The organism is Micromonospora humi (assembly GCF_900090105.1).
Lineage (GTDB): Bacteria > Actinomycetota > Actinomycetes > Mycobacteriales > Micromonosporaceae > Micromonospora > Micromonospora humi.
This window is the reverse complement of sequence record NZ_FMDM01000005.1, coordinates 383463-407449: the sequence shown is the minus strand read 5'-3', so window position 1 is coordinate 407449 and position 23987 is coordinate 383463. Positions and strand designations below refer to the sequence as shown.

Annotated in this window: 25 protein-coding genes; 13 read left to right on the top strand and 12 right to left on the bottom strand. The window is 72.7% G+C overall.

Going from position 1 to position 23987, the window contains the following annotated elements; translation table 11 throughout:
* Positions 1 to 33: 33 nt before the first annotated feature.
* The gene (gene purQ / locus GA0070213_RS12660; RefSeq protein WP_091062211.1) at positions 34 to 717 is read right to left on the bottom strand and encodes a phosphoribosylformylglycinamidine synthase subunit PurQ; all 684 of its coding nucleotides are present in this window, start codon (positions 715 to 717) and stop codon (positions 34 to 36) included.
* The gene (gene purS, locus GA0070213_RS12655; RefSeq protein ID WP_091062209.1) at positions 714 to 977 is read right to left on the bottom strand and encodes a phosphoribosylformylglycinamidine synthase subunit PurS; all 264 of its coding nucleotides are present in this window, start codon (positions 975 to 977) and stop codon (positions 714 to 716) included. The genes purQ and purS overlap by 4 nt, the downstream gene beginning before the upstream one ends.
* Before the next feature lie 467 nt (positions 978 to 1444).
* On the opposite strand from purS, the gene GA0070213_RS12650 reads away from it, so the two are divergent.
* A complete protein-coding gene (locus GA0070213_RS12650) occupies positions 1445 to 2128 on the top strand; it encodes a S1 family peptidase (protein ID WP_091062207.1) in 684 nt (227 codons plus the stop codon).
* A gap of 13 nt (positions 2129 to 2141) precedes the next feature.
* Positions 2142 to 2717, top strand: a complete 576-nt coding sequence (locus GA0070213_RS12645; RefSeq protein ID WP_175441312.1) for a YbjQ family protein — start codon at positions 2142 to 2144, stop codon at positions 2715 to 2717.
* Between the two features lie 127 nt (positions 2718 to 2844).
* Here the strand turns inward: GA0070213_RS12645 and purB are convergent, their stop codons facing one another.
* The 6 genes from purB to GA0070213_RS12615 form a co-directional block, all read right to left on the bottom strand.
* Positions 2845 to 4269, bottom strand: coding sequence for an adenylosuccinate lyase (gene purB / locus GA0070213_RS12640; protein ID WP_091062436.1), 1425 nt, complete (start codon positions 4267 to 4269; stop codon positions 2845 to 2847).
* Positions 4270 to 4300: 31 nt separating this feature from the next.
* A complete protein-coding gene (locus tag GA0070213_RS12635) occupies positions 4301 to 4546 on the bottom strand; it encodes a hypothetical protein (protein ID WP_091062205.1) in 246 nt (81 codons plus the stop codon).
* A gap of 18 nt (positions 4547 to 4564) precedes the next feature.
* Positions 4565 to 5389 carry a TNT domain-containing protein gene (locus GA0070213_RS12630; protein WP_091062202.1) on the bottom strand — a complete coding sequence of 275 codons (825 nt, stop codon included), beginning with the start codon at positions 5387 to 5389 and terminating at the stop codon, positions 4565 to 4567.
* A 175-nt stretch (positions 5390 to 5564) separates the two neighbouring features.
* Complete coding sequence (locus tag GA0070213_RS12625; protein WP_091062200.1) at positions 5565 to 6833, bottom strand: hypothetical protein; 1269 nt, start codon at positions 6831 to 6833, stop codon at positions 5565 to 5567.
* Positions 6830 to 7339: a SigE family RNA polymerase sigma factor gene (locus GA0070213_RS12620; protein ID WP_091062198.1), complete on the bottom strand. Its 510-nt coding sequence runs from the start codon at positions 7337 to 7339 to the stop codon at positions 6830 to 6832. The genes GA0070213_RS12625 and GA0070213_RS12620 overlap by 4 nt, the downstream gene beginning before the upstream one ends.
* Positions 7340 to 7422: 83 nt before the next feature.
* The gene (locus GA0070213_RS12615; protein ID WP_091062196.1) at positions 7423 to 8715 is read right to left on the bottom strand and encodes an acetyl-CoA C-acetyltransferase; all 1293 of its coding nucleotides are present in this window, start codon (positions 8713 to 8715) and stop codon (positions 7423 to 7425) included.
* A gap of 54 nt (positions 8716 to 8769) precedes the next feature.
* Here GA0070213_RS12615 and GA0070213_RS12610 point away from each other — a divergent pair, with 54 nt between their 5' ends.
* From GA0070213_RS12610 to GA0070213_RS12580, 7 genes are all read left to right on the top strand, one after another.
* Positions 8770 to 10125 (top strand): 3-oxoacyl-ACP reductase, encoded by a 1356-nt coding sequence (locus tag GA0070213_RS12610; protein ID WP_091062194.1) that lies wholly within the window; start codon positions 8770 to 8772, stop codon positions 10123 to 10125.
* Between the two features lie 257 nt (positions 10126 to 10382).
* On the top strand, positions 10383 to 11216 hold the full coding sequence (locus tag GA0070213_RS12605; RefSeq protein WP_091062433.1) for a MaoC/PaaZ C-terminal domain-containing protein: 834 nt from the start codon (positions 10383 to 10385) through the stop codon (positions 11214 to 11216).
* An 84-nt stretch (positions 11217 to 11300) separates the two neighbouring features.
* Positions 11301 to 12038, top strand: coding sequence for an NUDIX hydrolase (locus GA0070213_RS12600; protein ID WP_091062431.1), 738 nt, complete (start codon positions 11301 to 11303; stop codon positions 12036 to 12038).
* A 62-nt stretch (positions 12039 to 12100) separates the two neighbouring features.
* Entirely contained in the window at positions 12101 to 12787 is a 687-nt protein-coding gene (locus tag GA0070213_RS12595) for a BUD32 family EKC/KEOPS complex subunit (protein WP_245716366.1), read from the top strand.
* Between the two features lie 10 nt (positions 12788 to 12797).
* Positions 12798 to 13757, top strand: coding sequence for a hypothetical protein (locus GA0070213_RS12590; protein WP_091062192.1), 960 nt, complete (start codon positions 12798 to 12800; stop codon positions 13755 to 13757).
* On the top strand, positions 13754 to 15013 hold the full coding sequence (locus tag GA0070213_RS12585; protein WP_091062191.1) for an adenylosuccinate synthetase: 1260 nt from the start codon (positions 13754 to 13756) through the stop codon (positions 15011 to 15013). The genes GA0070213_RS12590 and GA0070213_RS12585 overlap by 4 nt, the downstream gene beginning before the upstream one ends.
* A 24-nt stretch (positions 15014 to 15037) precedes the next feature.
* Entirely contained in the window at positions 15038 to 15661 is a 624-nt protein-coding gene (locus tag GA0070213_RS12580) for a DedA family protein (RefSeq protein WP_091062189.1), read from the top strand.
* 45 nt (positions 15662 to 15706) lie between these two features.
* Here GA0070213_RS12580 and GA0070213_RS12575 read toward each other — a convergent pair whose 3' ends face one another.
* Positions 15707 to 16342, bottom strand: coding sequence for a TetR/AcrR family transcriptional regulator (locus tag GA0070213_RS12575; protein ID WP_175441311.1), 636 nt, complete (start codon positions 16340 to 16342; stop codon positions 15707 to 15709).
* Between the two features lie 67 nt (positions 16343 to 16409).
* Between GA0070213_RS12575 and GA0070213_RS12570 the strand changes: the two genes are divergently transcribed.
* From GA0070213_RS12570 to GA0070213_RS12555, 4 genes are all read left to right on the top strand, one after another.
* On the top strand, positions 16410 to 16862 hold the full coding sequence (locus tag GA0070213_RS12570; RefSeq protein WP_091062186.1) for an SCP2 sterol-binding domain-containing protein: 453 nt from the start codon (positions 16410 to 16412) through the stop codon (positions 16860 to 16862).
* Between the two features lie 2 nt (positions 16863 to 16864).
* Complete coding sequence (locus GA0070213_RS12565) at positions 16865 to 18079, top strand: acyl-CoA dehydrogenase family protein (RefSeq protein ID WP_091062183.1); 1215 nt, start codon at positions 16865 to 16867, stop codon at positions 18077 to 18079.
* A 145-nt stretch (positions 18080 to 18224) separates the two neighbouring features.
* Entirely contained in the window at positions 18225 to 19790 is a 1566-nt protein-coding gene (locus GA0070213_RS12560; RefSeq protein ID WP_091062181.1) for an AMP-binding protein, read from the top strand.
* A 172-nt stretch (positions 19791 to 19962) separates the two neighbouring features.
* Positions 19963 to 20211 carry a hypothetical protein gene (locus tag GA0070213_RS12555; RefSeq protein WP_091062179.1) on the top strand — a complete coding sequence of 83 codons (249 nt, stop codon included), beginning with the start codon at positions 19963 to 19965 and terminating at the stop codon, positions 20209 to 20211.
* A 24-nt stretch (positions 20212 to 20235) separates the two neighbouring features.
* Here GA0070213_RS12555 and purD read toward each other — a convergent pair whose 3' ends face one another.
* The 3 genes from purD to GA0070213_RS12540 all read right to left on the bottom strand — a co-directional run bounded on the left by purD (position 20236) and on the right by GA0070213_RS12540 (position 23977).
* The gene (purD, locus tag GA0070213_RS12550; protein WP_091062177.1) at positions 20236 to 21483 is read right to left on the bottom strand and encodes a phosphoribosylamine--glycine ligase; all 1248 of its coding nucleotides are present in this window, start codon (positions 21481 to 21483) and stop codon (positions 20236 to 20238) included.
* A 91-nt stretch (positions 21484 to 21574) separates the two neighbouring features.
* Positions 21575 to 22645, bottom strand: a complete 1071-nt coding sequence (locus GA0070213_RS12545; RefSeq protein ID WP_245716365.1) for a type IV toxin-antitoxin system AbiEi family antitoxin domain-containing protein — start codon at positions 22643 to 22645, stop codon at positions 21575 to 21577.
* Between the two features lie 42 nt (positions 22646 to 22687).
* Positions 22688 to 23977 carry an adenylosuccinate synthase gene (locus GA0070213_RS12540; protein ID WP_091062175.1) on the bottom strand — a complete coding sequence of 430 codons (1290 nt, stop codon included), beginning with the start codon at positions 23975 to 23977 and terminating at the stop codon, positions 22688 to 22690.
* Positions 23978 to 23987: the final 10 nt, after the last annotated feature.

The window sequence follows — 23987 nt, the reverse complement described above, 5'->3', positions numbered from 1 at the left end:
GGCGGGTGAGCCGACCGATGGTCCCGGCCATGATCACGCCGGCGCTCCCACCAGGTGCTTGAGCACCGAGGTGAAGAAGCCGAGGCCGTCCAGGGAGGGGCCGGTGAGCGCCTCCACCGCGTGCTCGGGGTGCGGCATGATGCCGACGACGTTGCCGGCCTCATTGGTGATCGCGGCGATGTCACGCTGCGACCCGTTGGGGTTGCCGCCCAGGTAGCGGGCGACGACGCGCCCCTCGGCCTCCAGCCGGTCGAGCGTGGCCGGGTCGGCGACGTAGCAGCCCTCGCCGTTCTTCACCGGGACCAGCACCTCCTGGCCGGGCTGGAACGCGTTGGTCCACGCGGTGCCGGCGGCCTCGATGCGCAGGACCTGGTCACGGTTGCGGAAGTGCAGGTGCTGGTTACGGGTGAGCGCCCCAGGCAACAGGTGCGCCTCGCAGAGGATCTGGAAGCCGTTGCAGATGCCCAGCACGGGCAGGCCACCGCGGGCGGCCTGCACGACCGTCTCCATCACCGGGGCGAAGCGGGCGATGGCGCCGCAACGCAGGTAGTCGCCGTAGGAGAAACCGCCGGGCAGGACGACGGCGTCCACCCCGTGCAGGTCCGGGTCGCCGTGCCAGAGCCGAACCGGCTCGGCGCCCGCGATCCGGACGGCCCGGGCCGCGTCCCCGTCGTCGAGCGAGCCGGGGAAGGTCACCACACCGACCCGGGCGGTCACGAGTGCGCGCCCGCGTTCTCGTCGGCGGTGACGACGTGGACGGTGAAGTCCTCGATCACCGGGTTGGCGAGCAGCTTGTCGGCGATCTCGCGGGCCCGGTCAAGGTCCGGTTCGCCGGTGAACTCGATCTCGATCCGCCTGCCGATCCGGACCGAGGCGACGTCGCTGACGCCGAGCCGGGGCAGCGCGTTTGCGACGGCCTGGCCCTGCGGATCGAGGATCTCGGGCTTGAGCATGACGTCGACGACGACGCGAGGCACTGGGCACTCCTGACTGTGTACGCAGTTGGGTGCCGGCCCACAAACGGCCGAGCGCAGCCAGCCTACCTGGCAGATACCGTCCTGCCCGCACCGGCCGGGCCAGTTCCGGCGACGATCGGCGGGAGCTGCGACACGGGTCGGAGACCGTTGCGCGTTCGTTGCGGCGTCGATACGTAAACGTTGCGCAGCACGCCGCGCACCGACCGGGCGCAACCGCTCTCACCAGGCATTTTGCCCTTCACCGGCGGCGGGTGGGACCGGTTTCCGACATCACCCGGCCACCCCGCGCGGCGCACCTCACATGATCGATCTTCTTCGATTCACATCTTGTGACGCGGCCCGGGCCACCCGTAGCATGCATCGTCAGATATCGATGCCATTGATCGATGCCCCCCGTCGGTCCACCCCGCCCGACGGTCCCGATCCGCACCCGGTGACCCCGGGTGTCCCGCAGAAGGAGCCCGACCATGCGCCTCCGTCCCCTGCTCGCCGTGCTGACCACCGCCCTGGCCGGCGTGCTGGCCACCGCGTCCGGCGCCGGCGCCGCACCGGCCGGCCCGCAGCCGATCATCGGCGGCGGCACCGTCTCGTCCGCCCCGTGGGCCGCGGCCGTCTTCAGCAACGGCTCGTTCACCTGCTCCGGCAGCGTGATCGCCTCCCAGCGGGTGCTCACCGCCCGACACTGCGTCAGCGGCACGATGTCGGTCCGGGTCGGCAGCGTCTACTACGCCTCCGGCGGCGTCACCCGCACCGTGAGCGCCTCCTACACCCGCAACGACCTGGCCCTGCTCCGCCTCTCCAGCACGGTCAGCACCTCGACCGTGTCGCTGGCCAGCAGCAACCCGCCGGTCGGCTCCACCAACTCGATCTACGGCTGGGGCATGACCTGCTACAGCGGCTGCGGCGCGTCGCCCCAGCTCAAGACCGCCAGCGTCCGGGTGACCAGCACCAGCGCCACCGACGCGTACGGCGGCCAGGCGATCCGGAGCACCCGGGTCAACGGCAACGCCTGGCGCGGCGACTCGGGCGGCCCGGAGTTCTACAACGGCCAGCAGGTGGGTGTGGCCTCCACCGCCGACGGCTCCAGCATCCAGAACTACGGCAGCGTCGCGTACAACCGGGCCTGGATCACCTCGGTGGCCGGTGTCTGACGCTTTCCACCCCATGCGGCGCGGATGGGTCGGGAGCCGCCCGGCCGTCCGCGCCGCGCCGTTTCGCAGCATCCGATCAGCTGCACACGGCACCCGAACCACCTCCGCCGAGGCTGACAGCATCGGAACCGTGCTGGTCGTGACGACGGATCAACTGCCCGGCTACGAGATCCGCCAGATCCTCGGCGAAGTGGTCTCCTCGATGGCGAGGACCCGCAACCCGTACCGCGAGGGGGTCAAGAACCTGCGCGGTGGCGCGTACGACCCGATGGCGCCGGACAACCTCACCCGGTGGCGGACCGACTCGGTGGCCCGCCTGGGCGAGGAGGCGCAGCGGCTCGGCGCGAACGCGGTGATCGGCATGCGCTTCGACAGCCGCGACTGCGGCGAGATGTGGATGGAGATCTGCGCGTACGGCACCGCCGTGATCGTCGCGCCGAAGACCCCCGACGTCATGCCGCCCGACCAGCCGATGATCGCGGCCGAGACGGCCCACGAGCCGGAGATCGCCACCGCCCCCGGCGGCATCGCCGAACCCGCCAGCGCCCCCAACCTGAGTTCGGCCGCCGAAACCCCCACCGGCCCCTGACCCGCCCTCCCCCCGCACACCGTTGATCATGAAGTTAGCGGTGCGAATAGAGATCCACATCGCCGCTAACTTCATGATCGACTGGGAGGGGGCCGGAGGCCGGGGTGCGGGGGGTGCGGGGGTGGGGCTAGAGGATGGGGGGTGGGGAGTAGGCGGCGGCCTCGGGGTGGGCCTGGACGATCCTGGTGATTCTCACGTTGACCCGGGTCACCTGGTCGTCGGCGGCGCCGGTGAAGGTGCTGCGGTCGGCCACCAGGGTGTCGATCTCGGAGCGGGTCAGGTTCAGGCGGCCGTCGGCCGCGAGGCGGTCGAACAGGTCGTTCTCGGCCGCGCCCTTCTCCCGCATGGCCAGCGCCACGGCGACCGCGTGCTCCTTGATCACCTCGTGCGCGACCTCCCGGCCCACGCCCCGGCGTACGGCGGCGACCAGGATCTTCGTGGTGGCCAGGAACGGCAGGAAGCGCTCCAGCTCCCGGTTGATCACCGCCGGGTACGGGCCGAACTCGTCCAGCACGGTGAGGAACGTCTGGAACAGGCCGTCGGCGGCGAAGAACGCGTCCGGCAGCGCCACCCGGCGCACCACCGAGCAGGAGACGTCACCCTCGTTCCACTGGTCGCCGGCCAGCTCGCCGACCATCGACAGGTAACCCCGGATGATCACGGCGAAGCCGTTCACCCGCTCCGACGAGCGGGTGTTCATCTTGTGCGGCATCGCGCTGGACCCGACCTGCCCCGGCTTGAAGCCCTCGGTGACCAGCTCCTGACCCACCATCAACCGGATCGTGGTGGCCAGCGACGACGGCGCGGCGGCCACCTGGGCCAGCGCGGCGAGCACGTCGAAGTCGAGCGAGCGCGGGTAGACCTGGCCGACGCTGTCCAGCACCCGGCCGAACCCGAGGTGCCCGGCCACCCGGCGCTCCAGCTCGGCGACCTTGCCGGGATCGCCGTCGAAGAGGTCGAGCTGGTCGGCTGCGGTGCCCACCGGGCCCTTGATCCCGCGCAGCGGGTAGCGGCCGATCAGGTCCTCCAACCGCTCGTACGCGATCAGCAGCTCCTCGGCGGCCGACGCGAAGCGCTTGCCCAGCGTGGTGGCCTGCGCCGCCACGTTGTGCGACCGGCCGGTCATCACCAGCGGCGAGTATTCGCCCGCGTGCCAGGCCAGCCGGGCCAGCGTGGCGACCACCCGGTCCCGGATCAGCTCCAGCGACGCCCGGATCTGGAGCTGCTCCACGTTCTCGGTCAGGTCCCGCGAGGTCATGCCCTTGTGTACGTGCTCGTGCCCGGCGAGCGCGCTGAACTCCTCGATCCGGGCCTTCACGTCGTGCCGGGTGACCCGCTCGCGCGCGGCGATCGAGGCCAGGTCGACGTCGTCGACCACCCGCTCGTACGCCTCGACCACCCCGTCCGGCACCGGCACGCCGAGGTCACGCTGGGCCCGGAGCACCGCCAGCCAGAGCCGGCGCTCCATCCGGACCTTCTCCTCCGGCGACCAGAGGGCGGCCAGTTCGGGTGAGGCGTAACGGTTGGCGAGCACGTTCGGGATCGTCGTCACGGGGCCCATTCTCCCGTACCTGTCGGGGCGCTCAGGGCGCCGGGTGCTCGGCGAGGATGTGGAACAGCGCGGCGGTCGCCTCCGCCTCGGTGGCGTACCACCGCCACCGCCGGTACCGGCCGCGTTCGTAGGGGCCGATCTCCCAACCGCCGTCACCGGGCCTCAGGAACCAGAAGTCGGGCGGGACCGGCTGGTACTCGTGCGCGTCCGCCAGCTGGAAGGCGTCGGGTGACACCCCCGCCGCCAGCAGCGCGGCACGCAACTCGTACCGGTCCACGCCCGACCTCCGATCGGATCAGCAGATCTGCGACGACTGCGCCCAGCCGGTCGGGTCGGTGCAGAGGCCGTCCAGGTATTCCTCGACCAGGAAACCGTGGTCGAGCAGCCACTGCACGTTCACCGGATCCGAGGCCTGCGGGAAGTAGGCCTGGTTCAGCTCGAACTGGGTGCCCAGGCCGGGCTGGGCGAACCACGGCGCGATCGGCCCGGAGTCCACCGGGAACGGCTTGACCACGCAGTACGTGTGGTAGTTGGCCAGCGGGGCGGGTGGCGTGGTGGCCGGCGGCGTGGGCGGGGTGTTCAAGCTCTGCGGCGCCAGGGAGCGCGCGCTGAACGGGGTGCCGAGCGGCGCCAGGAAGGCACCGGTCGGGTTGCCGAAGCGGTCCAACCGGTAGCCGGGCAGCATGACCTGCCGGCTCTTGATCGGCGCGCCGTGCGGGTCCAGGACGAAGCCGTCCTCCGGCGGGAAGAGCAGGGTGGTCGGTCCACTGGTCCAGTTCTTCAGCCACTCGGTCTCGGTCTGCGCGCCGAGCCGCTGGTAGCCGGCGAGCAGCGGCCCGACCGGCGAGGCGGTGGGCAGGGCGAGCGGGCCCAGCAGCCGGTTGTTGTCGTAGAACTGGGTGGTCTGCGGCGCGTTCGGTGGCAGCCCGGGCGCGCAGAGGCTCGGGCTGACCGGGCCGGGCTGCGGACCGGCCGGCGTGAGACCGGCCGCCCGCTCGTCGACCACCGTGGCGCCCTGGGCGAGCGCGGCCGAGGGCCCGAGGGCCGACAGCGCCGGCCCGGGCGCCAGCGTCAGGGCCGCGCCGGAGAGGGCGGCCAGTAACCAACGACGAGTTTTCACCGTGAACCTCCTGAAATGGGATGAGCGGTAACCTCATCCTCGGAGGCTTTCCGACAAACATGAGCCTTTGTCTGATTAGCTACCTGATCGGGCTATCCTGCCGGCTCGTGCCGTTGACCCCGTCGACGCGGCGACGCCCGGCACCCATCGGGCCGGGCGCCGCCGTGCCGAGGACCTATCCGCCGGGCAGCGTGACCGTCGGGTCCAGGGCGATGCCCAGTTGCCGCGCAGGGCTCATCGGGAACGCACCCTTGACGTTCGAGGCGAGCGTCACCCGGAGCCAGATGCCGTCGCTCCGGCGTACCTCGATCTGCCGCTCCACGGTGGCGCCGTCCCGACGGATCGTGGTGGTGCGGTACCGCTCACCGCGCGGCCCGGCACCCGCCTCGCAGGTCCGGGTCGGATCGGGCTCGCCGCAGCCGAGTTCACCGGCCGGAACCGCGTCACCCCGCCGGATGTCCACCGACATGAGTCCGGCCACCCGCTCGACCATGACCCGGCCGTAGCCCCAGTAGGTGTCCGTGGTGTTCCGGTTCTCCGCGCCCCGGTCGCTCCAGCCCGCGCCCAGGTCGTTCGCGCCGAACACCGGCCCCTTGCCCTCCGCGCCGGTGACACCCGGGGCCTGCCGCTGGATCGCGGCGAGCACCCAACTGTCGATCAACTGCCGGCGGGCGCGCTCGTCACCACGGAGCGGGTCGGCGGCCACCGCGGCGACCGCCGGGTCGAGCGCCAGCGCGACCAACTGCTCCTCGGTGAGCGGCGGTTTCTCGTCCTCGCCCATGAGCCGCACCTCGATCGTCACCCCGTCTCGCCGAGTCACCCGGGCCGAGCGGTCCACGGTGAAACCGGTGGGACTCCGCTTGACCATGAAATCAGGGTTACGCGCTGAACCGGTCCGGATTGTCTCGCCGGCCGGCCCGGTCCGGATGGCGCAAGCGGCCTTCGATGCCTGCTCGGACAGGCACGGGTAGTCCGGCTGCGAATCGAGCGGGATGTCCACCGAGAGGCGGCCGATCAGGTCCCCGACACGCACCCGCCCGTGACCCATGTAGGCGATGGGGGTGTAGCCGCGGGTGCCCGTTCCCGAACTCCACACTGCCTCGCCCTCCCAGCCGCCGCTGCCCTGCCGGATCCACTCCAGGTCCGGTGCCACCCGGCTCATCGCCTCGAAGATCGCGTGGTCGGTGGGGGTGAACGTCTGGCCCTGGCCGGGCGGTGGGACACGGACCGTCGGGCTCGGCGCCACCGGCGGCGCCGTCCGCTGGTGGCCGCCGGTCACCGCCGCCCCGATGGCGATGGCCCCGACCGCGACGGCCGCCGCGCCGGCCACGGTGAGCCGGCGGAGCCGGAGGCGACGGCGCTGCCGGGCGATCACCCGGTCCAGGTCGATCGCGCTGGGCGGGACCTCGCCGACGGCCTCGTCGAAGATCACTCGGTAGCTCATGCGCCCTCCCCGCTCACGTCGATCGAGGCCAGTGCGCGCAGGCTCGCCAGCCCTCGGGCCGCCTGGCTCTTCACGGTGCCCGTGCTGACGCCCAGCGCCCGGGCGGTCTCCTCCACGGACAGGTCGCAGTAGAAGCGCAGCACCACCACCGCCCGCCGGCGCGGCGGCAGTTGCGCCAACAACTCCAGGAGCTGGTCGCGATCCGCCAGGGCCGCCTCCGGCAGGTACGCCTCGGCGTGGTCGGGCAGCTCGTCGGTGGACCTTTCGCGGCGCCACGGGCGGCGCCGCTCGTCCAGCCAGGCGTTGGTGAGCATGCCGCGCACGTACGCGTCGACGTGCTCCACCCGGCGCACCCGACGCCAGTGCCGGTAGAGCTTGCCGACGGTGATGGCGACCAGGTCGTCGGCCGTGTGCCAGTCCCGGCACAGCAGGAAGGCGGTGACCCGCAGCGGCTCCAGCCGGGCGCTCACGAACTGCCGGTACTCGTCCTCGTCGGCCTGGTTCACCGCAGCGGACCTTGCGTGCGTCTCATGTCTGGGGAACGGGGCGACCCGCCACGCGGGTTGCCCCGGCCCGCGAAATCTCCGGGTCAGCGCTCCAGGATCGCGGTCACGCCCTGCCCGCCGGCCGCGCAGATGGAGATCAGGCCGCGCCCGCCGCCCTTGGCGTCGAGCAGCTTGGCGAGCGTGGCGACGATCCGGCCCCCGGTGGCCGCGAACGGGTGCCCGGCGGCCAGCGACGAGCCGTTGACGTTGAGCTTCTCCCGGTCGATCGACCCGAGTGGCGCATCCAGGCCCAGCCGCTCCTTGCAGAATTCCGGCGACTCCCAGGCCGCCAGCGTCGCCAGCACCTGCGAGGCGAACGCCTCGTGGATCTCGTAGAAGTCGAAGTCCTGGAGCGTGAGCCCGGCCCGGGCCAGCATCCGCGGCACCGCGTAGGCGGGTGCCATCAGCAGCCCCTCGTCGCCGTGCACGAAATCGACGGCCGCCGTCTCGGACCAGGAGAACCAGGCCAGCACCGGCAGGCTGTGCGCTCGGGCCCACTCCTCGGAGGCGAGCAGCACCGTCGACGCGCCGTCGGTGAGCGGCGAGGAGTTGCCGGCGGTCATGGTGGCCCGCTCGGCGTCCGGGCCCCTGGTGCCGAAGACCGGCTTGAGCGAGCCGAGCTTCTCCGGCGAGGTGTCCGGCCGGAGGTTCTGGTCGCGGGTCAGCCCCAGGTAGGGGGTCATCAGGTCGTCGAAGAACCCCTTCTCGTACGCGGCGGCGAGCCGCTGGTGCGAGCGGAGCGCCAGGTCGTCCTGGGCGGCCCGGTCGACGTTCCAGCGCAGCGCGGTGACCGCCGCGTGGTCGCCCATCGACAGGCCGGTGCGCGGCTCGGCGTTGCGCGGGATCTCCGGCTTGAACGGCTGGAGCGGACGCAGCTTCGCCGCCACCTTGAGCCGCGCGCCGAGGGTCCGGGCGGAGTTGAGCTGGATCAGCGTGCGGCGCATGTCCTCGTTGACGGCCAGCGGCGCGTCGGAGGTGGTGTCCACGCCGCCGGCGATGCCTACCTCGATCTGCCCGAGGGCGATCTTGTTGGCGACCAGGATGGCGGCCTCCAGCCCGGTGCCGCAGGCCTGCTGGACGTCGTAGGCCGGGGTGTGCGGGTCGAGCCGGGAGCCGAGCACCACCTCGCGGGTGAGGTTGAAGTCGCGCGAGTGCTTGAGCACCGCGCCGGCCACCACCTCGCCGACCCGCTCGCCGGCCAGCCCGAAGCGGGCGACCAGCCCGTCGAGCGCCGCGCCGAGCATGTCCGCGTTGGACGCGTGCGCGTAGCGCGAGTTGGACCGGGCGAAGGGGATGCGGTTGCCGCCGATGACCGCGACCCGCCGGACACTCTGCACGATCAGCCTCCTGGTAGCTGTTGCCCGAACCCTACTCGCCAGTAGGCTACGCCTATGACCGACAGGTACGCGAGCTTCGTCCAGACGGGGGCCGGTCGCGCGCTGGTCAAGCGCCTCGGCCTGCCCGACCCGCCCCGACTGCGCCGGCACACGCCGGGCGACCCGCTCGTCCCCGGGCCGGTCCTGCTCGGCGCCGCGACCGGCGGCCGGCTCGCCGAGCCGGCCGGCAAGATCCTGACCGCCGCCGGGGTCGAGCTGGTCGACCCGGCCACCGCGACCGGCGACAACCGCTTCGCGGCCCTGGTGTACGACGCCAGCGGCGTCACCGACTCCAGCGGGCTGCGCCAGCTCTACGACTTCTTCCACCCGCAGGCCCGCTCGCTGCTGCCCAGCGGCCGGGTGATCGTGCTGGGCACGCCGCCGGCCGAGTGCGGCTCGCCCCGCGAGGCGACCGCCCAGCGCGCCCTGGAGGGGCTGACCCGCAGCATCGGCAAGGAGTTCGGCCGGGGCGTCACCGCCCAACTGGTGTACGTCACCCGCGACGGGGACGCCGGCACCCCGGTGAGCCTGGAGTCCACGGTGCGCTTCCTGCTCTCCGGCCGCTCCGCGTACGTCTCGGGCCAGGTCGTCCGGGTCGGCGCCGGCACCGCCGTCGCGCCGGCCGACTGGGACCGCCCGTTGGACGGCCAGGTGGTGCTGGTGACCGGCGCGGCCCGGGGCATCGGCGCGGCGCTGGCCAAGGTGCTGGCCCGCGACGGCGCGCAGGTGGTGGCGCTGGACATCCCGGCGGCCGGGGACGAGCTGGCCGCGGTGGCCAACGAGATCGGCGGCAGCGCGGTGCAGCTCGACCTGACCGCGCCGGACGCGCCGACCCGGCTGGCCGAGCACCTGGCGTCCCGGCACGGCCGGGTCGACGTGGTGGTGCACAACGCCGGCATCACCCGGGACAAGACGCTCGGCCGGATGGACGCCGACCGGTGGGACTCGGTGATCGACGTCAACCTGTCCAGCCAGGAGCGGATCAACGACGTGCTGCTGGAACGCGATCTGATCCCGGCCGGCGGGCGGATCGTCTCGGTCTCCTCGATCGCCGGGATCGCCGGCAACCGGGGGCAGACCAACTACGCGACCAGCAAGGCCGGCGTGATCGGCCTGGTCGACTCGCTGTCGCCGGTGCTGCGCGAGCGCGGGATCAGCCTGAACGCGGTCGCGCCCGGCTTCATCGAGACCCGGCTGACCGCGCGTATCCCGCTGACGCTGCGCGAGGCGGGTCGGCGGATGAACAGCATGGCCCAGGGCGGCCTGCCGGTCGACGTGGCCGAGACGATCGGCTGGCTGTCCTGGCCGGCGTCCGGCGCGGTCAGCGGCAACGTGGTCCGGGTCTGCGGCCAGAGCCTGCTGGGGGCGTGATGGCGCGGCGCAAGCAGCGGCCGGAGGAGCCGGCCGAGGAGCTGTCGTTGCACGACCTGATCGAGGGCCGCACCCAGGACCTCACCTCGGCCCGCGCCGCCGCCCTGACCACCCCGACCCAGGACCTGTCCGCGCTCGCCCCGACCAGCCCCGTCGATCATGAAGTTGACGGCACTTCTGGAGATCGACAAGACCGCCAACTTCATGATCGACGCGGTGAGACGCCGGGGCGGCGGGAGCGTGTGGAGTTGGAGCGGATGCCGGCGGCGGGGGGGCTCTATCGGCGGGCGCTGCTGGGGGCGCTGCCCGGCGGCGGGCGGCGGCGGGGGCGGGAGTTGCCGGCCGTCGAGCTGGGCGTTGCCGGGGTGACTGTCGACCCGGCGCACCTGGCCGACTACGACCGGGTCTGCGGGTTCCGGCTGGCCGACCGGCTGCCGGCGACCTACCTGCACGTGCTCGGGTTCCCGCTGTCGCTGCGGCTGATGACCGCCGCCGACTTCCCCATCCCGCTGACCGGCGTGGTGCACGTGGCCAACCGGATCACCGTGCACCGACCGGTCCGGGTCGGTGAGAGCGTCGACTTCCGCACGTACGCGGAGAACCTGCGCCCGCACGAGCGGGGCCGGCAGCTCGACGTGGTGCTGGTCGGCTCGGTCGGCGGCGAGGAGGTCTGGCGCGGCGTGTCGACGTATCTCGGGAAGGAGCGTGTGGCGGGCGGCGGCCCGCGGCGGGACCGCTCGGAGCGACCCGCGCCGCCGGCCGCGTCGGCCCGGTGGCGGGTGACGCCGCGCGTCGGTACGGACTACGCGCGGGTCTCCGGCGACCACAACCCGATCCACACCTCGAAGCTGGGCGCGCGGCTGTTCGGCTTCCCCCGCCCGATCGCACACGGAATGTGGAGCAAGGCCCGGTGCCTGGCCGCGCTGGATGCCCGGCTGCCGGACGCGTACACCGTGGACGTGGCGTTCAAGCTGCCGGTGCCGTTGCCGTCCACGGTGGCCTTCAGCGCCGTGACCTCGGGCGACGGCTGGGACTTCGCGCTGCACGGCGACCGGGACGGCCGGCCGCATCTGGTGGGCACCGTCCGCTGAGGAAAGAGGGGGCTTGGCGTCCCCTCTTTCGTGCGCTAAGTTGTTCTCAGATTGAGTTGTTCTCAAGCTGAGAGAGTGAGCGCCGTGAACGAGCAGGACTTCCTCGCCGGATACGACCCCCGGGACTACCCGGCGGTCGCGGTCACCGTCGACGTGGTGGCGCTGACCATCCGCGAGGGCGCGCTGCACCTGCTGCTGATCCGGCGCGCCGCGCCGCCCTACGCGGGGCACTGGGCGCTGCCCGGCGGTTTCGTCCGCCCGGACGAGGACCTGCTCGCCGGCGCCCGGCGCGAACTGGCCGAGGAGACCGGGCTCGGCGGCGAGCGGCTGGGCCGGGTGCACCTGGAACAGCTCGGCACCTACGGCGACCCCGACCGGGACCCGCGCATGCGGGTGGTGTCGATCGCGCACCTGGCGTTCGCCCCCGACCTGCCCGACCCGGTCGCCGACACCGACGCCGCCGACGCGATCTGGCTGCCGGTCACCGCGCTGCCCAACCGGCAACTCGCGTTCGACCACGCGCGGATCATCGACGACGGCCTGGAGCGGGCCCGCGCCAAACTGGAGTACACGCCGCTGGCCACCCGGTTCCTCGCCCCCGAGTTCACCGTCACCGAGCTGCGGGCGGTCTACGAGACGGTCTGGGGCGAGCCGCTGCACGCCGGCAACTTCCACCGCAAGGTGCTCTCCGTGCCGGGCTTCGTGGAGAGCACCGGCGCCAGCACCGAACGCGGTGGCGCCCGGGGCGGCCCACGCGCCAAGCTCTACCGCCCCGGCACCGCCCGCCTCCTGCACCCCGCCCTGCTCCGGACCCTCCGATGAGGTGCAAGGAAGGGCCCCCTGTTAACGCCTCCGGTAGAGAAGGTGCCCCTTCTCACCGGCAGATGAAGGCGCCGCGGCACCCGAGCGACAACGACCTGATGAGCCGGGAGGCGCGGGCGCTGCGGCGGATCGCCTTGCACGGAGATCCGCGCCACCTCGCGTACGTGCCGCGGTTGGTCGACTCCCATCCGGTGCGCGACCCGGCGACCGGCGCGCAACTGCTGGTCAACGTGCTGGAGACCGTACCCGGGCTGCACAGCCTGGACGACGTGCGCCGGGCGTACCCGGATGGGGTCGACCCGCGCGACGCGGCCTGGATGTGGCGGCGGCTGCTGGTGGCGCTCGGCCTGGCCCACCGCGCCGGCGTGGTGCACGGCGCGGTCCTGCCCCGCAACGTGCTGATCGAACCGGACGCGCACGGCCTGGTGCTCGTCGACTGGTGCTTCTCCGCCGAACCCGGCGGGCTGGTGCCGGCGCTGGTCACCGACCTGGCCGACTGGTATCCGCCGGAGGTCACCGCGAAGCGGCCCTGCGGCCCGGGCACCGACATCGCGCTGGCGGCCCGCTGCATGACCTGGCTGATGGCCGACCGCGCGCCGCGCGAGCTGCGCGCCTTCGCCGACGGCTGTCGGCAACCCGCGCTGTCCGCCCGGCCCGACGACGCCTGGCGACTGCTCCGCGAACTCGACGAGGTGCTGGAGCGGCTCTACGGGCCGCGCACCTTCCGACCCTTCACCCTCAACCCCTAGGGAGGCTGCCATGGGCAGCGGAATCTGGTCCACCGACGTGTACGACGCCGCCGACCGCTACCGGCGGAAGACCGGCCGGAGCGCGTTCTCCTACAGCGACAGCGGGGCACGCACGGTGCACCCGGCGCTCGACCCGCGCGGCGCGACCCGGGAGAGCCGCGACTCCGCCGAACACCCGCAGTCCACGCCGATCGCGGTGCTCTTCGACGTGACCGGCTCGATGGGCCACGTGCCCCGGGTGTTGCAGAGCAAGCTGCCGCAACTGCTCGGCCTGCTTCAGCGCCAGGGGTACGCCCGCGACCCGCAGGTCATGTTCGGCGCGATCGGCGACGCCACCTGCGACCGGGTGCCGTTGCAGATCGGGCAGTTCGAATCCGACAACCGGATGGACGACGACCTCGGCCGAATCGTGCTGGAAGGCGGCGGGGGCGGGCAGATGATGGAGTCGTACGAGCTGGCGCTGCACTTCATGGCCCGGCACACGGTCACCGACAGCTGGGCGAAGCGGGGTCGGCGCGGCTACCTGTTCGTCATCGGCGACGAGCTGGCGTACCCCCGGTTGAAGGCCCGCGAGGTGACCCGGTGGATCGGCGACGGCCCGGCCGAGGACCTGCCGATCCGGCAGGTCGTGGACGAGGTGACCGCCCGCTGGGACACCTACTACCTGCTCCCCGCCGGCAGCCACTACGCCGGCAACCGCAAGGTGCTCGACTTCTGGCGCGGCCTGCTCGGCCAGAACGCGGTCGAGCTGGACGACCTGGACGCGGTCTGCGAGACCATCGCGCTCACCGTCGGCCTCGGCGAACAGGCCATCGACCTGGACGCCGGCCTGGACGACCTGGCCCGGGCCGGCTCGACCGCCACCCGTACCGTCTCCCGGGCGCTCGCCCGGCTCGGCGGCGACCGGCGGGCGGTGGCGGCGCTGCCGTTCACCCCCACCGACGGTGGGAGCGGGGTCACCCGGCTGTGAACCACGTGATGGTGGTCGACCTCGGCTACGGCGACGCCGGCAAGGGCACCGTCGTCGATGCGCTCTGCGCCACCCGCCCGGTGCACACCGTCGTCCGGTTCAACGGGGGCGCGCAGGCGGCGCACAACGTCGTGCTGCGCGACGGACGACAGCACACGTTCGCGCAGTTCGGCGCCGGGACGTTCCGCCCCGGCGTCCGGACCCACCTGGCGCGGCACGTGGTGGTGGACCCGCTGGCGCTGGCCGCCGAAGCCGACCACCTCACGGCGGTCGGGGTGCCCGACGCGCTCGACCGGCTGACCGTGGACTCCGAGGCGCTGCTGGCCACCCCGTACCACCGGGCCGCCAACCGGGCCCGGGAGACCGCCCGGGGAGCCGACCGGCACGGCTCCTGCGGGCTGGGGGTGGGCGAGGCCGTCGCGTACGGCCTCGCCCACCCCGACGAGGCGCCCCGGGTGGCCGACTGCCGCGAGCCGGCGGTGCTGCGCCGCCGGCTGGCCGCGCTGCGCGACCGGCTCACCGCCGAACTCGGGCCGCTGGACGCGCCGCCGGTCGACGACAGCCTGCCGGCGTACGCCGCCTTCGCCGACCGGGTGGCGATCGTCGACCGGAGCTGGCTGGCCGGGGCGCTGCGCGCCGGCACCTGCGTCTTCGAGGGCGCGCAGGGGGTGCTGCTGGACGAGTGGCACGGCTTCCACCCGTACACCACGTGGAGCACCACGACGTTCGCCAACGCGGAGACGCTGCTCGCCGAGGCGGGGATGGCCGGCACCGCGCAGCGGCTCGGGGTGCTGCGGGTGACCACCACCCGGCACGGCCCCGGGCCGCTGGTCACCGAGGACCCGGCGCTGCCGTTCACCGACCCGCGCAACCCCACCAATCCGTGGCAGGGCCGGTTCCGGTTCGGGCACTTCGACGCGGTGGCCCACCGGTACGCGCTCGCGGTGGCCGGCGGGGTGGACGGGTTGGCGCTCACCCACCTCGACCTGGCCGGTCCTCGACTGCGCATGTGTCGTCGTTACGTCGGCGTCGACCGGCTCGATTCCGGGCCGCCCGGTGACCTGGAGCGGCAGGCGGCGTTGACCGGGCGGCTGATGCGGGCGCGGCCGGTGCTGGAGTCGGCGCCGGGGGACTGGGTGGCGGCGGTCGAGGAAGCGCTGGGCGTGCCCGTGCTGCTCACCTCGCGCGGCCCCACCGCGGAGGAGAAGGAGGGGCCCCTTGTTAACGCCTTTTGTCGAGGAAGGGCCCCCGCTTAACACCCCAGCGTCGAGCATGGGGGCATGGGGGACGTGCTCGACCTGCTGCACCAGACGGTGACCTCACCGTGGGTGTACCTGGTGATCATCGCGGTCACCGCCGTCGACGCGTTCTTCCCGGCCGTGCCCGGCGAGACCGTGGTGATCACCGCCGGGGTCTTCGCGGCCAGCGGGGAGCCGAACCTGGTGGCGGTGATCGTGACCGCCGCGCTCGGCGCGCTGATCGGCGACCACGTCTCGTACGCCATCGGGCGCGGCGGCGGCGCGCACCGGCTGGCCCGGCTGCCCGCCGACAGCCGGCGGCGGGCGAGCTCCGACTGGGCCCGCCGGGCGGTCGACCGGCGGGGCGGGATGATCCTGACCACCGCCCGCTACGTCCCCGGCGGCCGCACCGCGGTCACGCTCACCATGGGCGCGGTCCGCTACCCGCTGCGCTCGTTCCTGGTGTACGACGCGCTGGCCTGCGGCACCTGGGGGATCTACTGCGGGTTGCTCGGCTACTTCGGCGGCCTGGCCTTCGAGCACAATCCGGTCACCGGCCTGCTCGCCGGCGTCGGCATCTCGCTGGCGGTCACCGGGCTGTTCGAGGCCGCCCGCTGGGCCCGGCGCCGGGCGCGATCACGGGCCGCCGCGCGACGGGGGTGTTAAAAGGGGCCCCCGCCTATGCAGAATGCGTTAAGAAGGGGCCCCTCCTTACACCCCCGGGCGCCAGGTGACGCCGCGTAGGAGCTGGTCGGCGCCGAGCCAGGCGACGTTCATCATCCGGGTGGCGGTCTTCTCCGCGTCGGCCTCGGGGTGGTCGGCCAGCCAGTCGGCGAGCGACTCGGTGGCGCCGACCAGCGCGTACGACACCACCTCCAGGTCGGTGGCGCCGACCTCACGCCCGGAGGCGCGGAGCGCATGGTCGAGCATCCCGGCGACCACCTCGACCAGGCGGCCGCGCATGGCGGCCAGTTCGGCGGCGAACGGCTGGGAGCCGCGCGCCTGCCGGTAGAGCACCGCCCAGCCGTCCCGGTGGGCGCCGACGAAGCCGAAGAACGCGCGCAGCCCGCGCCAGAGCCGCTCGTCGGCGGGCAGTTCGGGGGCGGCGGCCCCGGCGATCGCCTCCATCATCCGGGTGCCCTCGCGGTGCAGGCAGGCGACGAAGAGTTCTTCCTTGGTGCCGAGGTAGGCGTAGACCATCGGCTTGGAGATGCCGGCGTCGTCGGCGATCTCGTCCATGCTGGCCGCGTGGAAGCCGCGCCGGGAGAAGACCTTGACCGCCGCGTCGAGCATCTGCTGCTCGCGTACGGCCCGGGGCAGGCGCTTGAAGGTCGGTGTGCTGGACACTCTTGCGAGCATACCTACTCGTGCGTAGGGTTACGCCAGAGTAACCAAGTCGAGAGGTGCATCCCCCATGACTGACTTCGACCCGGCCAACTTCGCCAACGTCGGCCCGAAGGAGTTCGCGCAGCTGGTCAAGTCCACGCCGGACGACAAGATCGCCGAGATCATGTCCGGTGAGCAGCGCGGCAAGATCCTCAGCGAGGTCTTCAACCGGATGCCCACGCTGTTCCGCGCCGACCGCGCCGGCTCCACCAACGCGGTCATCCACTGGAACATCACCGGCCGTCCGGACGGCGGCACCGACACCTACGAGATCGTCATCGAGAACGGCACCTGCACCGTCTCGGAGACCCCGACCCGGGACCCGAAGCTCAGCCTCACCATGGGCCCGGTCGAGTTCCTGAAGATCGTCTCCGGCGGCGCCAACCCGGTGATGATGTTCATGACCGGCAAGCTGAAGGCCAAGGGTGACCTGGGCCTGGCGGCCAACATCGCCAACCTGTTCGACATCCCCAAGGCCTGACCATGGCCGAGTTCTCGCTCGACCTGAACGAGGAGCAGCGAGACCTTCGCGACTGGGTGCACGGCTTCGCCGCCGAGGTCGTGCGCCCGGCCGCGGCCGAGTGGGACGCCCGGGAGGAAACTCCCTGGCCGGTCATCCAGGAGGCGGCGAAGGTCGGCCTGTACGGGTTCGAGTTCCTCGCCACCTGCTGGGCCGACCCCACCGGCCTCTCGCTGCCGATCGCCAGCGAGGAACTCTTCTGGGGTGACGCCGGCATCGGCCTGAGCATCTTCGGCACCGCGCTCGCGGTCGCCGGGATCTACGGCGCCGGCACCCCCGACCAGCTCGTCGAGTGGGTGCCGCAGTGCTTCGGCGACGTCGATTCCCCGGCCGTCGCCGCGTTCTGCACCAGCGAGCCGGAGGCCGGCTCCGACGTCGGGTCGATGCGCACCCGCGCCGTCTACGACCAGGCCACCGACGAGTGGGTGCTCAACGGCCAGAAGGCGTACGCCACCAACGGTGGCATCGCCGGGGTGCACGTGGTCACCGCCTCGATCGAGCCGGAGCTGGGTTCACGCGGGCAGGCCGCGTTCGTCGTACCGCCGGGCACGCCCGGCCTCAGCGCCACCCGCAAGCTGCGCAAGCTCGGGCTGCGCGCCTCGCACACCGCCGACGTCTTCCTCGACGACGTCCGGGTGCCGGGCCGCTGCCTGCTCGGGGGCAAGGACGCCCTCGACGAGCGGCTCGCCCGGGCGCGCGCCGGCCAACGCGCCTCCGGCCAGGCCGCGATGCGCACGTTCGAGCTGTCCCGCCCGACCGTCGGCGCGCAGGCGCTCGGCGTGGCCCGCGCGGCCTACGAGTACGCGCTCGACTACGCCAAGAGCCGGGTGCAGTTCGGGCGGCCGATCATCACCAACCAGGCGGTCGCGTTCGCGCTCGCCGACATGAAGATGGAGATCGACGCGGCCCGGCTGCTGGTCTGGCGGGCCTCCTGGATGGGCCGCAACAACCGGCCGTTCACCGCCGGCGAGGGCTCGATGTCCAAGCTCAAGGCCGGCGAGGTGGCCGTCTCGGTGACCGACCGGGCGGTCCAGCTCCTCGGCGGGGCGGGCTTCCTGCGCGACCACCCGGTCGAGCGGTGGTACCGGGACGCCAAGATCTACACCATCTTCGAGGGCACCTCCGAGATCCAGCGGCTGGTCATCTCCCGGGCCATCTCCGGGATGCAGATCCGCTGATCGCCGCCGGACCCCGACCCGCGACGGGCCGCGCCGTGCCGGGCGCATCCGTTGCGGGTCGGGCCCCCTCCGGCCCGTCCGGTCGCATCGGCCGGACGGGCCGGAGGCAAGATCGGGAGACCACGAACGCGAAGGAGGTTGCGCCGTGGACCTGCCGTTCATCGTCGCCACGCTGACCCGACGCGGTCTGCTCACCCCGGGCCGCCCGATCCGGGTCGCCTCGCAGCTCAACGCGCTGCGCCGGTGGGGCTGGAGCCTCGCCGGGGAACTCCGCCAGGCCGCCGCCCGGGATCCGGGCCGCGTCGCCGTCGTGGACGAGCACGGCGCCACGTTCACCTACCAGCAACTGCTGGACCGGTCCGAGCGGCTGGCCCGCTCCCTGCGCGCCGGGCTCGGCGTGCAGGCCGGCGACCGGGTCGGGCTGCTCTGCCGCAACCACCACGGCCTGATCGAGGCGATCGTCGCGTCGATGCTGCTCGGCGCGGACGCCGTCCTGGTCAACACCGGTCTCTCCGCCGCGCAGCTGGTCACCGTCGCCGAGGAACAGGGGCTACGCGCGCTGGTGCACGACGCCGAGTTCGCCGACCGGGTCCTCGGCCTCCCGGCCGAGCTGCACCGGGTCGACGAGCGGCGACAGGAGGAGCTGATCGCCGGCGCCGTGCCGGGCGACAAGCTCCAGCCGCCGGAGCGCGACGGCCGGACCATCGTGCTGACCTCCGGCACCACCGGCACCCCCAAGGGCGCCCGCCGCCCCACCCCGCACGGCTTCGGTCCGCTGGTGTCCATCATCGACCGGATCCCGCTGCACGTGCACGACGTCGTGATGATCGCCGCGCCCGTCTTCCACACCTGGGGGTACGCCGCCCTCCAGGTGTCGTTCGCGCTGCGCGCCACGGTGGTGCTGCACCGCCGCTTCGACCCGGCCGCCACCCTGGCCGCGCTGGCCGAGCAGCCGTGCGACGCGCTCTTCGCCGTACCGGTGATGCTGCAACGGCTCATGGAGGTCGCGCCGCCGCAGCCCCGGCCGCCGCTCAAGGTCGCCGCGGTCAGCGGCTCCGCCCTGCCGGGCAATCTGGCCACGGCGTTCATGGACCGTTACGGCGACGTGCTCTACAACCTCTACGGCTCGACCGAGGTCTCCTGGGCGTCCATCGCCGGCCCGGCCGAGCTGCGCGCCGCGCCCACCACGGCCGGCCGGCCCCCGCACGGCACCCGGCTGGAGATCGTGGACGAGGCCGGCCAGCCGGTCCGCACCGGCCAGGTGGGGCGGATCTTCGTCGGCAACGAGATGCTCTTCGAGGGCTACACCTCGGGCGCCGGCCGGGAGAGCCGCGACGGCCTGCTGGACACCGGCGACCTCGGCCGGCTCAACCCGGACGGCCTGCTCTTCGTCGACGGACGCGCCGACGACATGATCGTCTCGGGCGGGGAGAACGTCTTCCCCTCCGAGGTGGAGGATCTGATCGCCCGGCTGCCGCAGGTCCGTGAGGTGGCGGTGATCGGCGTGCCGGACCCGGAGTACGGGCAGCGGCTGGCCGCGTTCCTGGCGCTGCGCCCCGGCGAGACGCTCGACCCGGAGGCGGTCCGCGAGTACGTCCGGCGCTACCTGGCCCGCTTCTCGGTGCCCCGGGACGTGGTCCTCGTGAAGTACCTTCCCCGCAACGCCACCGGCAAGGTGCTCGGCCGGGAGCTGCGCCGCTACTTCGGCTGACCGGGCCACTCGCCGACTCTGCGTTATGCGGCTTATGCCGTTATGTGCATGGGAATCTCATCGCCGCTCTCCCATTTACGTGCTCCCATCGCCTACTGTCCATAGAGAAGCATGAGCGGGTTCTCGAACGGTCGGCGTCGTCGACGCCGGCACCGGCGGAGGGACGTGCGGCATGGGACTCCCGGTCCCGGGTGACACGGGCGGCGGCAACGGTGACGACGACGGCCACCCCGTCGGCGTCGAGAGGTGGATCTGGGCCATCGCGGGCAGCGGGCTCCTGACCGTCCTCCTGCTGACCGTGCTCGCCGCGTGCGGCGTGGACGTCGGCGAGACCGCCACCGCGGGCATGGGCGTGGTCGGCACCATCGTCACCGCGGCCTTCGGCGTCCTCGCGGTGCTCATCCGCAAGCGCGGCCGTTGACCGGCGCGCCGGCCGCCCCGACCGTCAGCCGGGGATCGTGATCCGGCCGTCGACCGCCGCCGCCGCGATGTCGGTGCGGTGGTGGGCGCCGGCCAGCTCGATGCCGCGTACCAGCTGGTAGGCGGCGTCGCGCGCGGCGGCCAGGTCCGCGCCGGTCGCCGTACCGCAGAGGACCCGGCCGCCCGCGGAGCGCAACGTGCCGTCGGCGTCCCGGCGGGTGCCGGCGTGGATGATCCCGGCGCGGTCCGCGCCGGTGATCACATCACCGGTACGCGGACCCTGCGGATAGCCCTCGGCCGCGACCACGACGGTGACCGCCGCGCCGTCGCGCCACCGCAGCGGCGGGTGCGCGCCCAGCGAGCCGGTGGCGGCGGCGTGCAACAGCCCGCCCAGCGGCGTCTCCAGCAGGGCCAGCACCACCTGGGTCTCCGGGTCGCCGAAGCGCGCGTTGAACTCGATCACCCGCGGGCCGGCCGGGGTCATCGCCAGGCCCACGTAGAGCAGGCCGCTGAACGGGGTGCCCCGGCGGCGCAGCTCGGCCAGCGTTGGGTGCACCACGTCCCGCATCACGTCGTCGACCAGGTTCGGTGGCGCCCACGGCAGCGGCGAGTAGGCCCCCATGCCGCCGGTGTTCGGCCCGGTGTCGCCGTCGCCGACCCGCTTGAAGTCCTGCGCGGGCAGCAACGGCAGGGCCGCCTCGCCGTCGGTGACCACGAAGAGCGAGACCTCGGGGCCGGACAGGTACTCCTCGATCACCACCCGGCCGCACTCGGCCGCGTGCCGCTCGGCGGCCGACCGGTCGTCGGTGACCACCACGCCCTTGCCGGCGGCGAGCCCGTCGTCCTTCACCACGTAGGGCGCGCCGAACTCGTCGAGCGCCCGCGCCACGGCCGCCGCGTCGGTGCAGGTGTACGCGCGCGCGGTCGGCACGCCGGCGGCCGTCATCACGTCCTTCGCGAACGTCTTCGAGCCCTCCAGCCGGGCCGCCTCCGCACCCGGGCCGAACACCGCGATGCCCTTGGCGCGTACCGCGTCGGCGACGCCCGCCACCAGCGGCGCCTCGGGGCCGACGATCACCAGGTCCGCCGCGACCTCGACGGCGAGCGCGGCCACCGCCGCCGGATCGGTCGCGGTCACCTCCCGCAGCGAGGCCACCTCGGCGATCCCCGGGTTACCCGGAGCCGCGACCACCGCCTCCACCGACGGATCGGCGACCAGTCCGAGCGCGAGAGCATGCTCCCGCCCCCCACCACCCACAAGAAGAACCCGCACGACCGAGCATCCTACCGACCCCCACCCTCCACATCGTTGATCAAGGAGTTCGCGTCCCAGAATCGTGTTCCGGCTGACGCGAACTCCTTGGTCAACCGGCGTGGTGCAGAGCCCGTCGGACCGTTTCCGGGATGTAGTCGGGGCGGAGGGTGTCGGCCCAGGTGAAGCGGAGCAGGCGCCAACCGGCGTTCACGAGACGGTTCTGCCGGAACCGGTCGGCATAGACGGCCGGTGGAGTCAGGTGCGGGGCCCGACCGTCCGCCTCCGCGATGAGGCGAGCGTCCCGCCAGGCCAGGTCACCGATACCGAGCAGGTAACCGTCGTCATCCCGGACATGCAGTTGCAGGGCATCCGGCGGGACGCCGCCGTCGACGCATCGGAGCCGGGCGCGCGTCTCCAGGGGCGACTGGGCCCGGCCGTCGGCCTCGGCCACGTGTCGGCGCGCGGCAACCGCGCCGCGGCGCCCGGCGACGAGCGCGAGCAGCAGGGGCAGGTCGGACTCGGCCAGGAGTCGCTGGTTGAGCGCCGAGTCGAGGACGCACACCGCCGGATAGCGCTCCGCACGCAGCACGAGGTCAGCCACCGTGCGAACAGGATCCGTCGTCGGCACGCCGCCGACCTGGACGATCTCCGCCGGGTCGAACGCCAGTTGATGCACCGCAAGTGCCGGCTCGGACCTGCGCTGCGCGTGCGGGCGATCGGGCGGTACGGACACGTGTATCGCGGCCGTCGGTCGTAGACCGGCGATGCCGTGCAACTCGGCAGCGGTGTGCAGCACGGCGACCGCACCCGGGCCCAGGCTCGCCACCGCAGCGCTGATGCGGGTACGTCGCAGTGCGGCGGCGGGCGGATCCGGCATCGGCAGGTAGCAGCCGCGCGAGACACGAGTCCACCGACCCGAGCGGACCAACTGGCGGATCTGGTCACGGCTGAGTCCCCGCCGCAACGCCTCCGACACCGTCACGAACTCACCCTGCCGAAGGGACCGCCGTCCGAACTCGTCGAGTTGCCTCACCGACCCACGGTCCCGCTCCCATCCCACCCGGGAAACCCCTGTGGAAAACCCTGTGGAGAACCCCCCACCCCCGCCCACCCTCGGGAAGTCGACCAAGGAGTTCGCGTCACCGTTCGCGCCGGTTTCCGACGCGAAATCCTTGATCACCGGCGACTCGGGAGGGCAGGGGGTGAGAGGCAGGCAGCGGGGTTAGGGGAGGAGGGGGTGGCGGAGGACGTTTTCGTCTCGGCCTGGGCCCACTCCGACGACGCTCACGCGGGTGTTGGTGAGTTCCTCGATGCGGGCGATGTAGCGGCGGGCGTTCTCGGGGAGCTCGTCCTCGGTTCTCGCCTTGGTGATGTCCTCCCACCAGCCGTCCAGCTCTTCGTAGATCGGCGTGGCGTGGTGGAAGTCGGTCTGCGTCATCGGCATGTCGTCGAAACGCTCACCGTTGATCTCGTAGCCGACGCAGATCGGGACCTTCGGCAGGCCGGTCAACACGTCCAGCTTCGTGACGACCAGGTCGGTCACACCGTTCAGGCGACACGCGTAGCGGGCCACGACGGCGTCGAACCAGCCGGCGCGGCGTTCCCGGCCGGTGGTGGTGCCGTACTCGTGACCGATCTTGACCAGGTGACGGCCGTTGTCGTCGAACAACTCGGTGGGGAACGGGCCCGCGCCCACCCGGGTGGTGTACGCCTTGCTCACCGCGATGACCTTGGTGATCGCGGTCGGCGGGATGCCCGTGCCCACGCACGCGCCACCGGCCGTCGGGTTCGACGAGGTGACGAACGGATAGGTGCCGTGGTCCATGTCGAGCATGGTGGCCTGGGCACCCTCCAGCAGCACGGTCTCACCGCGGTCCAGCGCGTCCCAGAGCATCACCCGGGTCTCCGCGATGTACGGCCGCAGCCGCTCGGCGTACTGGAGGTATTCCTCGACGGTCTCGTCGACGTCGATCGCCTTGCGGTTGTAGATCTTGAACAGCAGCTGGTTCTTCTCGCGCAGCGCCAGTTCCAGCTTCTTGCGCAGGATGCCCGGGTCGAGCAGGTCCTGCAGCCGGATGCCCATCCGGGCGACCTTGTCGCCGTAGGCGGGGCCGATGCCCCGGCCGGTGGTGCCGATCCGGGAGCTGCCCAGGTAGCGCTCGACCACCCGGTCGATCCCCCGGTGGTGCGGCATGATCAGGTGCGCGTCACCGGAGATGCGCAGCCGGGAGACGTCCACGCCCCGCTCGGCGAGACCGTCGATCTCCTGCAGCAGCACCTTCGGGTCGACCACCACACCGTTGCCGATGACGATCATCGCGCTCGGGGAGAGCGCGCCGGACGGCATCAGGTGCAGCGCGTACTTCTGGCCGTCCGGGGTGATCACCGTGTGACCGGCGTTGTTGCCGCCGGAGTAGCGCACGACGTAGTCGACCCGCTCACCCAGCAGGTCGGTAACCTTGCCCTTGCCCTCGTCGCCCCATTGGGCGCCGAGGAGCACGATCGCTGGCATCTTCTCCGCC